At 69.7% G+C, this 16,222-nt stretch carries 15 protein-coding genes and 1 tRNA gene; 6 read left to right on the forward strand and 10 right to left on the reverse strand.

Annotation, left to right across the window (positions count from 1 at the left end):
• The first annotated feature begins 151 nt into the window (after positions 1–151).
• Positions 152–346 (forward strand): POTRA domain-containing protein, encoded by a 195-nt coding sequence (locus tag MMF98_RS23775; protein ID WP_423837608.1) that lies wholly within the window; start codon positions 152–154, stop codon positions 344–346.
• On the opposite strand, the gene MMF98_RS02550 is transcribed toward MMF98_RS23775, so the two are convergent.
• The 7 genes from MMF98_RS02550 to MMF98_RS02580 form a co-directional block, all read right to left on the reverse strand.
• Positions 306–380: transfer RNA gene (locus tag MMF98_RS02550), tRNA-Arg, on the reverse strand. The two genes, MMF98_RS23775 and MMF98_RS02550, sit on opposite strands and share 41 nt — an antisense overlap.
• A 44-nt stretch (positions 381–424) precedes the next feature.
• Complete coding sequence (locus MMF98_RS02555) at positions 425–4,396, reverse strand: translocation/assembly module TamB domain-containing protein (RefSeq protein ID WP_243304008.1); 3,972 nt, start codon at positions 4,394–4,396, stop codon at positions 425–427.
• Positions 4,396–6,312: an autotransporter assembly complex protein TamA gene (locus MMF98_RS02560; protein ID WP_243304009.1), complete on the reverse strand. Its 1,917-nt coding sequence runs from the start codon at positions 6,310–6,312 to the stop codon at positions 4,396–4,398. The genes MMF98_RS02555 and MMF98_RS02560 overlap by 1 nt, the downstream gene beginning before the upstream one ends.
• A gap of 97 nt (positions 6,313–6,409) precedes the next feature.
• The gene (locus tag MMF98_RS02565) at positions 6,410–7,600 is read right to left on the reverse strand and encodes a vWA domain-containing protein (protein ID WP_243304010.1); all 1,191 of its coding nucleotides are present in this window, start codon (positions 7,598–7,600) and stop codon (positions 6,410–6,412) included.
• A complete protein-coding gene (locus MMF98_RS02570) occupies positions 7,590–8,207 on the reverse strand; it encodes a GNAT family N-acetyltransferase (protein WP_243304011.1) in 618 nt (205 codons plus the stop codon). Before MMF98_RS02570 ends, MMF98_RS02565 begins: the two co-directional genes overlap by 11 nt.
• Before the next feature lie 2 nt (positions 8,208–8,209).
• Positions 8,210–8,431 carry a hypothetical protein gene (locus MMF98_RS02575; RefSeq protein ID WP_243304012.1) on the reverse strand — a complete coding sequence of 74 codons (222 nt, stop codon included), beginning with the start codon at positions 8,429–8,431 and terminating at the stop codon, positions 8,210–8,212.
• Positions 8,432–8,455: 24 nt separating this feature from the next.
• The gene (locus MMF98_RS02580; RefSeq protein ID WP_243304013.1) at positions 8,456–9,298 is read right to left on the reverse strand and encodes an AAA family ATPase; all 843 of its coding nucleotides are present in this window, start codon (positions 9,296–9,298) and stop codon (positions 8,456–8,458) included.
• 88 nt (positions 9,299–9,386) lie between these two features.
• On the opposite strand from MMF98_RS02580, the gene MMF98_RS02585 reads away from it, so the two are divergent.
• The gene (locus MMF98_RS02585; RefSeq protein WP_243304014.1) at positions 9,387–10,067 is read left to right on the forward strand and encodes a c-type cytochrome; all 681 of its coding nucleotides are present in this window, start codon (positions 9,387–9,389) and stop codon (positions 10,065–10,067) included.
• A 111-nt stretch (positions 10,068–10,178) separates the two neighbouring features.
• Here MMF98_RS02585 and MMF98_RS02590 read toward each other — a convergent pair whose 3' ends face one another.
• Together MMF98_RS02590 and MMF98_RS02595 are read right to left on the reverse strand one after the other, a co-directional pair.
• Positions 10,179–10,613, reverse strand: coding sequence for a DUF1841 family protein (locus MMF98_RS02590; protein WP_243304015.1), 435 nt, complete (start codon positions 10,611–10,613; stop codon positions 10,179–10,181).
• A 75-nt stretch (positions 10,614–10,688) separates the two neighbouring features.
• Positions 10,689–11,489 (reverse strand): IclR family transcriptional regulator, encoded by an 801-nt coding sequence (locus MMF98_RS02595; protein ID WP_243304018.1) that lies wholly within the window; start codon positions 11,487–11,489, stop codon positions 10,689–10,691.
• Positions 11,490–11,615: 126 nt separating this feature from the next.
• On the opposite strand from MMF98_RS02595, the gene MMF98_RS02600 reads away from it, so the two are divergent.
• Genes MMF98_RS02600 through pcaF form a run of 3 tightly spaced genes read left to right on the forward strand, consistent with a single transcriptional unit; the run spans position 11,616 to position 14,214 of the window.
• Positions 11,616–12,332 (forward strand): 3-oxoacid CoA-transferase subunit A, encoded by a 717-nt coding sequence (locus MMF98_RS02600; RefSeq protein WP_243304019.1) that lies wholly within the window; start codon positions 11,616–11,618, stop codon positions 12,330–12,332.
• The gene (locus tag MMF98_RS02605) at positions 12,329–12,970 is read left to right on the forward strand and encodes a 3-oxoacid CoA-transferase subunit B (RefSeq protein ID WP_243304021.1); all 642 of its coding nucleotides are present in this window, start codon (positions 12,329–12,331) and stop codon (positions 12,968–12,970) included. The genes MMF98_RS02600 and MMF98_RS02605 overlap by 4 nt, the downstream gene beginning before the upstream one ends.
• A 41-nt stretch (positions 12,971–13,011) precedes the next feature.
• Positions 13,012–14,214 carry a 3-oxoadipyl-CoA thiolase gene (pcaF, locus tag MMF98_RS02610; protein WP_243304024.1) on the forward strand — a complete coding sequence of 401 codons (1,203 nt, stop codon included), beginning with the start codon at positions 13,012–13,014 and terminating at the stop codon, positions 14,212–14,214.
• A 70-nt stretch (positions 14,215–14,284) separates the two neighbouring features.
• Here the strand turns inward: pcaF and MMF98_RS02615 are convergent, their stop codons facing one another.
• Positions 14,285–15,214 carry a LysR family transcriptional regulator gene (locus MMF98_RS02615; RefSeq protein ID WP_243304025.1) on the reverse strand — a complete coding sequence of 310 codons (930 nt, stop codon included), beginning with the start codon at positions 15,212–15,214 and terminating at the stop codon, positions 14,285–14,287.
• Positions 15,215–15,384: 170 nt separating this feature from the next.
• Here MMF98_RS02615 and MMF98_RS02620 point away from each other — a divergent pair, with 170 nt between their 5' ends.
• Positions 15,385–16,218, forward strand: coding sequence for an intradiol ring-cleavage dioxygenase (locus MMF98_RS02620; protein WP_243304030.1), 834 nt, complete (start codon positions 15,385–15,387; stop codon positions 16,216–16,218).
• Positions 16,219–16,222 lie beyond the last annotated feature (4 nt).

Genomic DNA, 16,222 nt, shown 5'->3' on the forward strand with positions numbered 1-16,222 from the left:
GTCGGGGATTCTATGCCGCAGTCACGCGAGTTACATGGTGTTACCGTGGCCGGCCGTCTGAACCGCCTCGAACAGTTCGCTTGTGGCCTGTGATGTGTTCAGCCGATCGATTGCCTTGGGAAATGACGAACGCAACCGGCTGTATGGCGACGTGCAGTCGGCGATCGAGGCGCTGCAGCAGGCGTACCGCCGGGCCGGCCACACGACCGTGCAGGTGTTCGCGCCCGAGCAGGAACTGACGGGCGGCATCGTGAAGCTCCCGATGTCTTGCTTGGGAAGGGGTGCACGGCAGGCCACGGATGGCTTGGCGCCCCCAGCAGGAATCGAACCTGCATCTAGCGCTTAGGAGGCGCTCGTTCTATCCATTGAACTATGGCGGCGGCGGGCGTCATTGTAGTGGGGCTCAGGCGAGACCCGAGGGCGGTCAGTCGTACGGCACCGTGAAGATCAGGTCCACCGCGCTTTGCTCGCCGGTCTGGGCGCGCAGCGTGATGCGGCGCGAGATGTCGTAGAACACATAGAGCGTGCCCAGGGCACCCGACAGGCTGCGCTCGTAGGCCGCGTAGAAGTTGCGGGAGAAGCGCTTGCCGAGCGTGACCGCGCCTTCGGTGGTGGCGCCCGTGCTGCTGGTGGATGCGCCCCGGAACGACAGTTCGTCGAGTCCGAGCGAGGCGGCCAGGCCACCCGACATGCCGCCGCTGCGGCTGCCCAGCAAGGCCAGCGCGGCCTGCTGCAGCAAGGCGGCCTCGGCGCCGCCGCTGGCCGAGGCGCGGCCGACCACCAGCCACGAGAGCTTCTCGGCATCGGGCATGTCGGGCTGCGCATAGAGGCGCACGCGCGGCAGCAGCGCGGTGCCGGTGATCTGCACGCCCACCTTCTGGTCGTTCATCATGTTGGGGCGCAGCGCGAGGATGTCCAGCGCCGGGTTGTCGATGGGGCCGGTGAAGCGCACCACGCCCTGTTCCACGTCGAGCCGCTGGCCGTAGGCGCGGTACTGGCCGCCGAAGGTGTTGACGGTGCCGGTCAGGCGCGGCGCGGCCAGCGAACTGCCCGCGAGTTCGAGCGTGCCGCGGATGCGGGTGTCGATGCCGCGGCCCTGGATGCGGAAATCACGCCCCAGGTCGAGCTGCACTGCCAGGCGCAGCGTGCGGCTGTCCTTCGCGGCGTCGGGGGCGGACGAGGTCTGCGCCGGCGCCTGGGCACCGGTGGCCGTGGCGCCGGCCAGGTGCACGACCACATCGTCGCCGAGCTTGGGCGTGTCCTCGTCGGGCAGCAGGATGCGCGCCTGGTCCACGCGCAGGCTGCCCGTGAATTCGGCCGCGCTGCCGGCCAGCCCCGCCTGTAGATCGCCCGAGACCGTGATCTGGCGGTCGGTGCGGATGCTGGCGCGCAACTGCCGCACGCTGGCGTCGAGCCGGACGCGGGGTTGCCCGTCGATCCAGCCGGCCTCGCCGCGCGCCGTGAGCCGGCCGCCCGTGCCCTTGTCGCCCGCGCCTTCGAGCAGGAACTCGCTGATGTGCATGCGCGTGCCGTCGAGCTGGGCGCGCAGCCGGCCATTGCCGAACTCGATGCCGTCGACCACCGAGCGCAGCGCCAGGTCGTCGGCCTGCAGGCTGCCGGTGAGGCCCGGCGCGCCGCGTGTGCCGCCGAAGGCCACGTCGGCCCCGAGCGAGCCGCGCAGCCGCCAGCCCGGCGGCGCCAGCACCGACCACACGCCGATGCGCGGCAGCCGGGCGCGCAGCCGGCCCGACAGCGGCGCGTCGGCAGGCCACTGCCAGGCCCCGTCCGGGCCGCGCGACAGGCGCGTGGCGAGCGTGCCATCGACCGTGCCGGCGCGCTCGCTGTCCCAGCGCAGCGCCACGCGCACCGCATCGCCTTCGTTGACAAGCGACAGGCGGGCCTCGCGCACGCCGGCCGACACGCGCGTGGAAACCCCGGGCGTGGTTTCGGCCAGCACCGTGAGGTCGCCACGGCTGCGCGCCACGCTGGCCTTCAGGCGCAGGGTGTCGCCCAGGGTGGCGTCCCAGTCGCCGTCGAAGACCAGCGAGCCCGTGAGGCCGGTGCCCGCGAGTTGCGGGCCGGCCACCAGTTCGATCCAGGCCAGCGGCAAACCGGTGAGGCGGCCGGCTGTCACGAGTTCGCCGGGGCGCCAGCGCACCGGCTGCCAGGCCAGCACGGCCGGCGCCGTCGCCGTGCCGCTGGCCATGCCGGTGGGCGCGAGGAGGGCCGCTTCGCCCGCGCTGGTGGTCAGTTGGCCGCCAGCCGTGCCCGGTGTCCAGCGCAGTGCCACCGGCCCGCGCGTGGCCAGGCGCCAGGCGCCGGCGCCGAGCGCCGGGTCGTCCAGCGAGGCTTCGAGCTGCGTCACGCTCGCCTGCCAGGGCGTACCGCCCCAGGACAGCCCGTGTCCGGCATGGAAACCGGGCTGGCCGCCCTGGGCCTGCAGTTGCAGGGCATAGCGGCGCCCGGCCGAGGCGGCCTGGCCGCGCAGGGCCAGCTGCGCCTCAGCCAGCCGGCCGGACAGTGTGAGCGAGGTGGCGCGCAGTTGCCAGAGCGCAGCGGCAGGGGTGGCGGCCGCTGCGGTGGGTGTTGCCGTGGCCGACGAGGCGGCCGGCGCGCGCAGATCGAGCGAGGGCAGATCCAGCCGCGCCTGGACCGAGGGATCGCGCCAGCCGCCCTGCCAGCGCAGGTCAAGTTCGCCTTGGCCGCTGGCAACGGCATCGCGGGCCGGCGCGGGCAGGCCGGGCAGGCGCCGCAGCCAGGCCATAGCCTGCGCGAGATCGCGGCCCTGCACGCCGAGCTGGCCGGCGCCCGCGGTGTCGCGCAGCTCGCCCTGGGCCTGCGCCTGCAGGCCTGGCGCATGGAACGAGAGGCGCCCGCTGACGGCCCGAGTGGCGGGCTGCAGGCGCAGCGCGGCGTCGAGCTGTGCATCGTCGGTGCGGACCTGGAGCGCATCAAGCTGCAAGACGCCGCCCGACCAGCGGCCCCGGGCCGCGGCGTCGCGCAGATGCAGGGCGCGCAGGTCTGCCACCGCCGCGGGCTGGCCGCGGGCGGGCCTGTCCCCGGCCGCAGTACGGCGCGGCGCGGGGCTGCTGCCGTGGGTGAGCAATTGCGCGTCGAAGCCCAGGTCCTGGCCGTGGCCCTGGACGGCCGCGTGGCCGTCCAGCGGCAGCGCGGCGAAGCGGCTGTGCAACTGGCCCGGGTCGATCCCGCGGGCATCGGCCTTGAGCGTCCAGCGCAACTGGCCGGCATCGGTCCACCCGCCGCTGGCTGTGAGCTCGCCGCCGCCCAGGCTGGCCTTGAGCGTGCGCACCAGGCCCATGCCGCCGTGCCACTCGCCCTCGGCCTGCAGCCGCTGCAGAGGCAGGCGCTGGCGGTCTAGCGGGCCGGGCAGGCCGTTGTCCAGCGTGGCGGCCACGGACCAGGTGGCGCTGCGGCTGGCGTCGGGCTGCGCATGGGCCTCGCCCGTCAGCCGGGTCTGCGGTGCGTCGGGCCACAGGGCGGCCAGATCGATCTGGCGGAAGCTGGCCTGCGCCTGTGCCACCGGCTGCGCCGCCCAGCCGGTGATGCGGGCCGTGGCCGTGGCCTGGGGTGCCTCGCTGGCGGCCAGTGCGGGACGGCCGGCGGCGGGCATGGCTTGCAGCAGGGCCTGCAGTTGCAGGTCGGCCAGCGGGCCGGCCGCCGTCGCGGTGAAGGTCAGCTGCAGCGGCGGCCCTTCGCCGCCGGGGATCGGGGCCTCGATCGCGCCGGCGAGGCTGGCATCGAGCCGCAGGTCGCCGCCCGCGAGGAGCGCGGCGCGGCCGTGGTAGCGGCCGCTCGCGGCCTGCAGGCTGTCCAGCTGAAGCAGATGCTGGCGGCTGTCGAATTCGTAGCGGCCCGCGATATCCCGGGCTTCGAAGGCCGGCGGCCCGACCCATTGCAACTGCCCCAGGGCGAGCGTGTCGACCGACAATCGCAGCGGCAGGGCTAGCGAGCGCGGCGGCGCTGTCGCAGGGGTGGCCGCCGGGGGGCGCTGGTCGTCGATGCGCAGCGTGGCCGCGGACAGGTGGTCCAGGTTGAATTCGCCGCTCAGCAGCGCCAGCGGCTGCCAGGCCAGGCGCACGTCGCTGGCCTGGACGCTCAGGCCCTCCTGCTCCCAGGCCAGGCGGCCGATCTGCCCGCCGTGGCGCAGCGAGCCGCTGACGCGCTCGGCCACCAGCGGCTGCGAATGCGCGGCCAGCCGCAGCGTGGTGCCGAGTGAGCCGTCCTGCCCGCTCCACCACCAGAGCAGGCTGACCGCCAGCACGAACAGCAGCACCAGCACGCAGCCGGCGCCCACCAGCAGGCGCAGGCCGCGGACCAGCCAGCGTGCCACGGCGGCGCGGCTGCCGAAGGGCGGGGGCGTCGGAGCGGCCGCCATCAGAAGATGAATCCCACGCTCAGGTGAAGTCGAAAGCGCCGGTCGTCGATGCCGTAGGCCAGGTCGGCCTGCAGCGGTCCGATCGGGCTGCGCCAGCGCACGCCGGTGCCGACGCCGACCGAGGCGCGCAGTGCCCGCGGCTGGTCGGCCACGGCCCCCGCGTCGATGAACAGCGTGCTCTCCCATTCCGAAGGCAGGCCGTTGCGCAGGATCGGGCGCTGCCATTCGAGGCTGCCCGTGGCCATGTAGCGCCCGGGGCCGACGACGCCGCCCGGCAGGGCCACGCCGATCGAACGGTAGCCATAGCCGCGCACGGTGCTGTCGCCGCCGGTGCGGAACAGTTGGGTGGAGGGGATGCGCGCGCTCGCGTCGGCCACCACGGCGCCGCCTTCGGCCCGCAAGGCCAGCCGGCCGCGGCCGGCCGACAGCGGCCGCACGCCGAGCCAGCGCACGACCACGCGCGTGAAGGGCTTGCGCTCGCCGCTCAGCGTCACGCCGGCGCCCAATTCCACGCCGAGGCCATTGCCGCGCGAGGGGAAGGGGACGCTGTCGAAATAGCGGCCGGTCCAGACATAGGTGGCGCTCAGCGCGGAGCCGTCGCCGGTATCCGCCGTGGTCACGGCGGCGGCCGTGGCCGAGGGCGACTGCGTCACGTTGGCCCGGTCGTACTGCAAATAGACGTTGCGGTCGATGCGGTCGGCGTTCTTGCTCTGGCCCAGGCGCAGGCGCTGGCCATAGGTCAGCAGTTCGCCATCGTCCAGGCGTTCGGCGCGGGCCAGCACGCCCCAGCGCCAGCCGTCGGCATTGGGCGGGGCCAGCCAGTCGCTTTGCGCGTAAGGCGACTTGCGGTCGAGCTGCAGCTTGTTGGTGACGCGCCAGTCGAGGCCGGGCACGCGGTGGTGGGTGTGCTCGATCGAGGCGCGCGCGCCGCTGTCGGTCGACAGGCCGAGGCCCAGGATCAGCTTCTTCAGCGGGGTCTCGCGCACCTGGACCTGCACCGGCGCGGCCTGCGGGTCGCTGTCGGGGTCGACGAAGATGTAGGCCGAGTCGAAGTAGCCGCTGGAGGCGAGCCGCTGCTGCGCCTCGACCAGCTTGGCCTGGTCGTAGACGGCGCCCGGTGTCAGGCGTGCCAGCCGCGGCACGATCTGCGGGTCGTAGCGCTGCACGCCGGTCACCTGCATCGGTCCGAGGCGGAACAGCGGGCCCGAGTCGAGTTGCAGGCCCAGCCGTGCGCTGTTGGTTGCGGCGTCGATGTCGGCGCGGCTCGATGCGATGCGGCCTGCGGGATAGCGGCGCTCGGTCAGCCGGCGCACGGCCTGGGTCTTGGCGCTGTCCCAGTCGTCCTGGGTGAAGCGCCGGCCCGGCGGCAACTGCCACAGGTGCTGGATGTTCTCGCGCTGGCGCCGGGCCGCGGGATCGGGTGAGGTGTCGATGTCGCCCTCGAAGCCCAGGCTCACGTCGCCAACCTGGGTGGGCGTGCCGGGTTCGACCGAGACCACCACCGTGGGGCGAGCGCCGGCCGGGCTCTCGCGGCGGATCTCGATTCGCGGGCTGAAATAGCCGAGCGTGCCCACGAGATTGCGCACGTCGCGCTCCGCCAGCACCACCAGCCGCGCGAGTTCGGCATCGTCGAGGTCGGTGACGGCGCGGTAGCGCTGCAGCTCCAGGTGTTTTTCCAGCAGGCCACGCACCTCGTCGGGCGCGTGCACCTCGATGTCGAAGGCCGTGACCTCGGACGCGGCGCCCGGGGCGCCGACCGAGCCCTGCGGTGTCATGGGCGGCTCGATGCCGGCCGGCGGCGGGGCCGGCGCAGGTGCGCCCTGGGCGGCGCCGGATGGCGCGCTGAAGGTGGCCGTGGGGGCCTGCGCCGCGGAGGAGGACGTGCCCAGGCCGGGCGTGGCGGGCTGCGCACGCACCGGGACAGGGCAGCAGCAGAAAAGGACGCCTGAAACAAGAGCCGCCCAGGCAGCGGCACGTGCTTCTCCGGCACGAGCGGATATCACCTGGCCGATCTTACTTCGAGAGCAGGCGCATGGCCTCTTCGAGGCCCTTGAGGGTCAGCGGGTACATGCGCTGGTTCACCAGCTGCTGGATCACGCTGATGCTCTGGCGGTACTGCCACACGCCCTGAGGCTCGGGGTTGATCCAGGCGAACTTGGGGAAGGCGTGCGTGAGGCGTTGCAGCCATTCGGCGCCGGCCTCCTCGTTGTTGTATTCCACGCTGCCGCCGGGCTGCAGGATCTCGTACGGGCTCATGGTGGCGTCGCCCACGAAGATCAGCTTGTAGTCCTTGTTGTACTTGCGGATGATGTCCCAGGTGGCGAACTTCTCGGAGAAGCGCCGGCGGTTGTTCTTCCACATGAAGTCGTAGACGCAGTTGTGGAAGTAGTAGAACTCCAGGTGCTTGAACTCGGTCTTGGTGGCCGAGAACAGCTCTTCCACCCGCGCGATGTGCTCGTCCATGGTGCCGCCCACGTCCATCAGCAGCAGCACCTTGACGTTGTTGTGGCGCTCGGGCCGCATCTTGATGTCGAGGTAGCCAGCGTTGGCGGCGGTCTTGCTGATGGTTTCGTCCAGGTCCAGCTCGTCCTCGTGGCCCTCGCGCGCGAACTTGCGCAGGCGGCGCAGCGCGACCTTGATGTTGCGCGTGCCGAGCTCCTGCGTGTCGTCGTAGTCCTTGTAGGCGCGCTGGTCCCAGACTTTCACCGCGCTCTTGTTGCGGCCCTTTTCCTGGCCGATGCGGATGCCCTGCGGGTTGAAACCGTTGGCGCCGAACGGGCTGGTGCCGCCGGTGCCGATCCACTTGCTGCCGCCCTCGTGGCGCTCCTTCTGCTCCTCGAAGCGCTTCTTCAGCGTCTCCATGAGCTCATCCCAGCCCATCTTCTCGATCTTGGCCTTCTCCTCGGGGCTGAGCTCCAGCTCGAGGTTCTTGCGCAGCCATTCGAGCGGCACGTCCTTGGTGAAGTCGGCCACCATCTCCACGCCCTTGAAATAGGCGGCGAAGGCGCGGTCGAACTTGTCGTAGTGCTTCTCGTCCTTCACCAGCGCCGTGCGCGAGAGGTAGTAGAAGTCGTCGATCTTCCAGGCGTCATCCGAGTTGGGGCCCACCACATCGGCCTGCAGGGCTTCGAGCAGCGTCAGGTATTCCTTGACCGAGACCGGCAGCTTGGCCGAGCGCAGGGTGTAGAAGAAATCAATCAGCATGGCGCGCCTCCTGGCGGCGGGGCCGGTTCAGCAGGTACAAGAGCTGCGCACGGACTTCCGGCCATTCGCCGGAGCGCAGGCTGTACATCACGGTGTCGCGGATGGTGCCGTCGCGCCGCAGCGCGTGGCCGCGGATCACGCCGTCTTTCCTGGCCCCCAGCCGCTCGATGGCGCGCTGCGAGGCATGGTTGAAGTTGTCGGTGCGCCAGCCCACCACATGGCAGCTCAATTGTTCGAAGGCATGGGTCAACAGCAGCAGTTTGCAGGTGGTGTTGATGTGCGTGCGCTGGCAGCGCTGGGCGTACCAGGTGTAGCCAATCTCCACGCGTTTCACGGCCGGCAGGATGTCGTGGTAGCTCGTCGTGCCGAGCACGGTGCCGCTGGCCTGCTCGAGCACGGCAAAGGCGAAGCGCTGGCCCTGCTCGCGCATGGCGAGGGCCGCCTCGATGTAGGCGCGGGTGTTCTCCGGTTCGGGCACCGAGGTGACCCGCAGGTTCCACAGTTCGCCGTCGGCCGCCGCGGCGCGCAGGCCGTCTTCATGGGCCAGCGCCAGCGGCACCAGTTCGATGCCGCGGGCCGACAGGGTGACGGGTTCGACGAAAGCCATGCTTACTCCTTGCGTGCGGCCCGGCCGCGGCGCCAGCGCCGCGCGAGCTGCAGGCCGGCGCCACCGCCCAGGCCGACCAGCACGATGCCGGCGACGGTGCCGTTGCTGTAGCCCGGCGAGAAAATGTTCAGGCCGAAGAGGAGGCCGAGCCCGTAGCCGGCCAGCGCGCCGCCGACAAAGCCGATGGCATCGGACAAGCCTTCAATCAGTAGTTCGCGGCTCATGGCAGATCCTGCAGGTTGGCTGTTTCAGCGGTTGTGCCGCTGCATGAACACCAGTTTCTCGAACAGGGTCACGTCCTGCTCGTTCTTGAGCAGCGCGCCGACCAGCGGCGGCACGGCGACCTTGTCGTCCTTGCTCTGCAGCGATTCGAGCGGGATGTCCTCGGCCACCAGCAGCTTGAGCCAGTCCAGCAGTTCGCTGGTGGAGGGCTTTTTCTTGAGGCCGGGCAGGTTGCGCACGTCGTAGAAGGTCTTCATCGCGGCCGTCAGCAGTTCCTTCTTGAGGCCGGGGAAGTGCACGTCCACGATCTGCTTCATGGTGTCGGCATCGGGGAACTTGATGTAGTGGAAGAAGCAGCGGCGCAGGAAGGCGTCGGGCAGCTCCTTCTCGTTGTTGGAGGTGATGAACACCAGCGGGCGGTGCTTGGCGCGGATGAGCTCGCGTGTCTCGTACACGTAGAACTCCATGCGGTCGATCTCGCGCAGCAGGTCGTTGGGGAATTCGATGTCGGCCTTGTCGATCTCGTCGATCAGCAGCGCCACCGGCTGCTCGGCCGTGAAGGCCTGCCACAGCACGCCCTTGACGATGTAGTTGTGGATGTCCTTCACGCGCTCGTCGCCGAGCTGGCTGTCGCGCAGGCGGCTCACCGCGTCGTACTCGTACAGGCCCTGCTGCGCCTTGGTGGTGGACTTGATGTGCCACTGCAGCAGCGGCATGTCCAGCGCCTGCGCCACCTCCTCGGCCAGCATGGTCTTGCCGGTGCCGGGTTCGCCCTTGACCAGCAGGGGGCGCTTGAGGGTGATGGCCGCGTTCACGGCGAGCATCAGGTCTTGCGTGGCGACGTAATTCTGGGAGCCTTGGAACTTCATGAGCGGTGCGATCGGTGGGTAAGGGTTGCGCCGGATATAATCGAAGGTTGATTACAAGTCTGAACTTTCACCAGATTGTGCGCGCAAAATGAACAAGTTGTTGACCACGATGTTTGCCTTCGCTGTCGCTTCCGTGACGGCGGTCTATGCTCCTTCGAGCCTGGCCCAGGAAATCAAGGGTGATGCCAAGGCCGGCGAGAAGAAAATCGCCATGTGTATCGGCTGCCACGGCATCGTGGGCTACCAGGCCTCGTTTCCCGAGGTGTACAAGGTGCCCAAGATCTCGGGCCAGGGGGCCAAGTACATCGTCGCGGCGCTCAACGCCTACAAGGCCGGCGAGCGCAAGCACCCGACCATGCGCGGCATTGCCGACTCGCTGAGCGACCAGGACATGGCCGATGTGGCCGCCTACTACAGCGCCAACGGCGTGGTCGAAGGCGCCGCCGCGCTGCCGGCCAAGCCGGCCCGCGAGCCCAGCGCCCAGCAGGCCGAACTCCTCAAGAAGGGCAACTGCGTGTCCTGCCACGGCGACAACTTCGCCAAGCCGATCGACCCGGCCTACCCCAAGATCGCCGGCCAGCATGCCGACTACCTGTTCGTGGCGCTCAAGGCCTACAAGACCGAGAACAACGCCCAGGTCGGCCGCTCCAACGGCGTGATGGGCGGCATTGCCAAGCAGTTCTCCAATGCCGAACTCAAGGCGCTGGCCGGCTACGTGGGTGCGCTCGAAGGCGACCTGAAGGTGGTGCCCGAGGCCCGGTTCCGCTGAACATCGCCCGGTACCAGCAAAAAGCCCGCTTTCAGCGGGCTTTTTTGCGTCATGTCCGCGTCGGGCGGTGATTGTTTGCTATCAAAAAAGTAGCAGCCCAGTCACCGAAACTCAGTCGCTCGTGGCGCGGCGCTGGACGCAGTCGATGTAGGCTGCGCCGTCGGGCGGACGGCCGGCGCGCTGGCTCTCCCAGAGCATCTGCCCGAGGCAGTCCATGGTTTCGTGGTGCGCCTCGTGCAGCGAGTCGCGGCGGCGGCTGAGCAGCTCCACCGCCTGGCGGATGCCATGCGGCTGGTCGATCGAGCATTGCTCGCTGATCGACAGGTGCATCGACAGGTGCAGGAACGGGTTGGTGCGGCCGGCTTCGGCCTCGTAGACCCGGGCCACGGCCGCTTCTTCGTCGGCCAGCTCGGCATGGTATTCGGGGTGCTCGTCGATCCACTGGCTTGCTATGATTTCGATAGCTTCCAGGGCTTGTCCCTGGCGGGCCTTGGCATAGACGGAGCAGAAAAACCGGCGAACGTCGGCTTGCGAGGGGCTGAACATGCCCGCAGGGTAGCACGGCATCATTTTCCGCCGCCGGCACGGGCTCATTCGGGGCGGGGGGCGGGCCGCCGCCGCTCAGCCGCGCTGCACGGCCAGCAGGCGCGAGATCGCCTGCGCGGCCTGCAGCAGGGCCGGCAGCATGCCCTCCTGCATGGCCTTGGCGCTGGTGCGGTTGGCCTGGCCCGAGATGTTGAGCGCGGCCACCACGCGCCCGCCACGGCCGGTGATGGGCGCAGCCATCGAGATCAGGCCCTCCTCCAGTTCCTGGTTCACCAGGCACCAGCCCTGGCGGCGGGCCTGGGCGATGCGCGCCAGCAGCGCGTCGGCATCGGTCACGGTGTGGCGCGTCAGCGGCGCCGGGCGGGACGCGGCGAGGCGCTCGCGCAGCTCGCTTTCGGGCAGGGCGGCCAGCAGCACCCGCCCCATGGACGTGCAATAGGCCGGCAGGCGCGAGCCCACACCCAGGCTGATGCTCATGATCTTGTGGGTGGGCACGCGCAGCACGTAGACGATGTCGGTGCCGTCCAGCACCGCGGCCGAGCACGACTCGCGCACCTGCTGCACCAGGCTTTCCATCACCGGCTCGGCCAGGTTCCAGATCGGCATGGACGACAGGTAGGCGAAGCCGAGGTCCAGGATGCGCGGCGTCAGCGAAAACAGCCGGCCGTCGCTCTCCACATAGCCCAGCGCCTGCAGCGTGAGCAGGATGCGGCGCGCGCCCGCGCGCGTGAGGCCGCTGCGCGCGGCCACCTCGGTGAGCGTCTGCTGCGGCGCCTGGGCGCTGAAGGAGCGGATGACTTCCAGCCCGCGCGCGAACGACTGCACGTAGCTGTCGCCGGGGCGGGGCAGGGAGGCGGGCGGGGTAATGGTTGCCATGGCGGGGTGATTCTCTTAAAATTCATTATAAGAACAAATGTTCGTATATAGAACAAATTTCAAGGCGTGGCCGATTCGGATGGAATGGCCCGAATCGGCAGCGCCTGTCTCCTGGAGAACGGTTTCATGATCGACAAAATCGCCCATTCGGTGGCCGAGGCGCTGGCTGGCGTGAAGGATGGCGCCACCGTGCTGATCGGCGGCTTCGGCACCGCGGGCATTCCCAACGAACTGATCGACGGCCTGATTGAGCAGGGCGCGAAAGACCTCACGGTGGTCAACAACAACGCGGGCAATGCCGATGCCGGCCTGGCCGCGCTGCTCAAGACCGGGCGCGTGCGCAAGATCATCTGCAGCTTCCCGCGCCAGGCCGATTCGTGGGTGTTCGATGGGCTGTACCGCAGCGGCCGGCTCGAACTCGAACTCGTGCCCCAGGGCAACCTGGCCGAGCGCATCCGCGCCGCGGGGGCGGGCATCGGCGCCTTCTTCACGCCCACGGGCTTCGGCACCGAGCTCGCGAAGCACGCCGACGGCAGCCCCAAGGAAACGCGCGAGATCAACGGCCGCCACTACGTGCTGGAGCACCCGATCCACGGCGACGTGGCGCTGATCAAGGCCGAGTGCGGCGACCGCTGGGGCAACCTGAGCTACCGCATGGCCGCGCGCAACTTTGGCCCGGTGATGGCGACGGCCGCGAAGCAGACCATTGCCACGGTGCATGAGATTGTCGCTCTCGGCGCGCTCGACCCCGAGGCCATCGTCACCCCCGGCATCTTCGTGAGCCGCATCGTCAAAATCGACCGCGTCGCCACCCAGGCCGGCGGTTTCAGGAAGGCCGCATGAGCTACCAGAAGAGAACCAAGGACCAGCTCGCCGCCCGCGTGGCGCGCGACATCCACGACGGCGCCTATGTCAACCTCGGCATCGGCATGCCCACCCTGGTGGCCAACCACCTGCCCGCCGGCACCGAGGTGGTGCTGCACAGCGAGAACGGCATCCTTGGCATGGGGCCCGCGCCGGCCGAGGGGGCGGAAGACTACGACCTGATCAACGCCGGCAAGCAGCCCGTCACCCTGCTGCCCGGCGGCGCCTTTTTCCACCATGCCGACAGCTTCGCGATGATGCGCGGCGGCCACCTCGATATCTGCGTGCTGGGCGCCTTCCAGGTCTCGGCCACGGGCGACCTGGCCAACTGGCACACCGGCGAGAAGGATGCCATTCCCGCCGTGGGCGGCGCGATGGACCTGGCCCTGGGCGCCAAGCAGACCTGGGTAATGATGGACCTGCTGACCAAGAAGGGCGAGAGCAAGGTCGTGGCGCAGTGCGGCTACCCGCTGACCGGCATCGCCTGCGTCAAGCGCATCTACACCGATCTGGCCACCCTGGCCTGCACGCCGCAGGGCCTCAGGCTGATTGATACAGTCGATGGCCTGGCGCATGACGCGCTCGAACGGCTGATCGGCCTGCCGATCGCCCGCTGACCGATTTTGCCGAACCACCAGGAACCGACACAGGAACCGACATGACCCAAGCCTTCATCTGCGATGCCATCCGCACCCCCTTCGGCCGCTACGGCGGCGCCCTCAGCAGCGTGCGCACCGACGACCTCGGCGCCATCCCCCTCAAGGCGCTGATGGCGCGCAACCCCCAGGTCGATTGGCAGGCCGTGACCGACGTGATCTTCGGCTGCGCCAACCAGGCCGGCGAGGACAACCGCAACGTGGCCCATATGTCCAGCCTGCTCGCGGGCCTGCCGCTGGAGGTGCCCGGCGCCACCCTCAACCGCCTGTGCGGCTCGGGCCTGGATGCCGTGGGCACGGCCGCGCGCGCCATCAAGGCCGGCGAGGCCACGCTGATGATCGCCGGCGGCGTGGAGAGCATGAGCCGCGCGCCCTTCGTCATGCCGAAGGCCGAGAGTGCCTTCTCGCGCGCCAACGCGATCTACGACACAACAATAGGCTGGCGCTTCATCAACAAGCTGATGAAGGAGACATACGGCGTGGATTCCATGCCCGAGACCGCCGAGAACGTGGCCACCGACCACAGGATCGAGCGCGAGGCGCAGGACCGCATGGCGCTGGCCAGCCAGCTCAAGGCCGTGGCCGCGCAGAAGGCCGGCTACTTCGATGCCGAGATCACGCCCGTGACCCTTGCGCAGAAGAAGGGCGACCCGATCGTCGTGAGCCGGGACGAGCATCCGCGCGAGACCAGCCTCGAAGCCCTCGCCAAGCTCAAGGGCGTGGTGCGCCCCGATGGCACGGTGACGGCCGGCAATGCCAGCGGCGTGAACGACGGCGCCTGCGCGCTGCTGCTGGCCGACGAGGCCACGGCCGCGAAGCAGGGCCTCACGCCCCGGGCGCGTGTGGTCGGCATGGCCACGGCCGGCGTGGCGCCGCGCGTGATGGGCATCGGCCCCGCGCCGGCCACGCAGAAGGTGCTGGCGCAGACCGGCCTGACGCTGGCCCAGCTCGACGTGATCGAGCTCAACGAAGCTTTCGCCGCGCAGGGCCTCGCGGTGCTGCGCCTGCTCGGCCTGCAGGACGACGACCCGCGCGTCAATCCCAACGGCGGCGCCATCGCGCTGGGCCATCCGCTGGGCGCCAGCGGCGCGCGCCTGGCCACTACGGCGGTGAACCAGCTGCACAGGACCGGCGGCCGCTACGCGCTGTGCACCATGTGCATCGGCGTGGGCCAGGGCATTGCGCTGATCCTGGAGCGCGTGTAGTTCCAGGGGGCCACGCCACCCCTCATCCCCGGCGCCTCGATGAGGGTGCACGCGGGCGAGCTCGCCGGGTTCAGAACGCCCCGAAACGCCCCGTCCACTTGCGCTCGTAGGCCATCTTCTCGAAGTGCTCGGCCATGAAGTCGATGAAGCTGCGCACCTTGGCCGAGAGGTGCTTGCGGCTGGGGTAGGCCAGGTTCACCGTCAGGCGCGGCAGGTCCCAGTCGTCGAGCACGGGCACCAGGCGGCCGGCCACGATGTCGTCGTAGAGGATGTAGGTGGGCTGCACCAGGATGCCCATGCCGTCCAGCGCCGCGGCGCGCAGGATCTGGCCGTCGTTGGACTCCAGCAGGCCCTTCACGTTGACCACCTGCGTCTGGCCCTCGCGCGTGAAGCGCAGCTCGTTCGGATTGTTGGCGTAGGTGTAGATCAGCAGCTTGTGGCGCGGCAGATCGTCCAGCGTCCTCGGAAACCCATGCTGCGCCAGGTAGCGCGGCGACGCCGCCAGGATGCGCCGGGTTTCGGCCAGGCGGCGGATCGTCACGTTCGAGTCGGGCTCGAACTCGCGCGTGCGGATGGCCACGTCGATGTTGTTGTCGATGATGTCGAAGTAGCGGTTGGCCGCCTCCACGTGCACCGTCACGTTGGGGTAGCGCCGGGTGTATTCCCTGAGCAGCGGCGCGATGTGGTGCATCGAGAACGACAGCGAGGCCGTCACGCGCAGCATGCCAGTGGGGTTGAGCGCCGCGGCGTTGACGGTGGCCTCGGCGTCCTTCAGGTCGGCCAGGATGGTCCTGGCGCGGCTGAAGAATTCCTGGCCGGTGTCGGTGAGGTACAGGCGGCGCGTGTTGCGCTCCACCAGCCGTACGCCCAGGCGCTGCTCCAGGGCCGAGAGGTGGCGGCTGGCGGCGGCATTGGACAGGCCCAGCGCCTCGGCGGCGCGGCTCAGGCTGCCGGTCTCGGCCACCTGCACGAACAGCTCGATTTCAGTCCAGCGATCCAACCCGGGTCTCCTGTCGTTGTGTGTCGGCGCCTGCGCGCTCTCCGCATTGTGGCGGCGCGGGCCGGGCCTGTGTTCCGCTGCGCGAAAAAGTCATTTGCGCTGCAGGCCTTTCGCAAGAGGCCGCGGCCTTCTACAGTCGCCTGCACCTACCCACCCCGCCGGAGACCTCAGTGCGCAATCTCAACCAGGACACCATCACCCAGGCCGTGATCGCCCGGTTCGCCAACACGCCCGATCCGCGCCTGAAGGAGATCATGACCAGCCTGGTGCAGCACCTGCACGCCTTCGCGCGCGAGGTCCGGCTGACCGAGGAGGAGTGGTCCCAGGGCATCGGGTTTCTCACCGCCACCGGCCAGAAGTGCGACGACAAGCGCCAGGAGTTCATCCTGCTCTCCGACACGCTGGGCCTGTCCATGCTCACCGTGGCCATGAACAACGACAAGCCCCAGGGCTGCACCGAGGCCACGGTGTTCGGGCCGTTCCACGTGGCGGGCGCGCCGCACTACGAGCATGGCGACGACGTGGCCAATGGCGCCAAGGGCGAGCCCTGCCTGGTGCACGGCCGGGTGCTGGGCCTGGACGGCCGGCCGGTGGCCGGCGCCACCATCGAAGTCTGGCAGGCCGATGCCGACGGTCACTACGACGTGCAGTACCAGGGGCTGGAGCAGCACCGCGCGCGCGGCGTGCTCGAGTCCGGCGCGGACGGCGGCTTCCACTTCCGGACCATCGTGGCCGAGGCCTACCCGATCCCCACCGACGGGCCGGTCGGCGAGATGCTGCGCGCCACCGCGCGCCATCCGTGGCGGCCCGCGCACCTGCATTTCATGATCAAGGCCGCCGGCTACGAAACGCTGGTCACCCATGTGTTCCGCGACGGCGGCCCCTACCTGGATTCCGACGCCGTGTTCGGCGTGCGCCAGTCGCTGGTGGCCGACTGGAAACCACTGGCGGATGGAAGCTACAGCCTCGATTTCGACTTTGTCCTTGCCCCTGAAAAAAACTGAAGGA

Origin of the sequence: Variovorax terrae (assembly GCF_022809125.1) — a bacterium.
GTDB lineage: Bacteria > Pseudomonadota > Gammaproteobacteria > Burkholderiales > Burkholderiaceae_C > Variovorax_A > Variovorax_A terrae.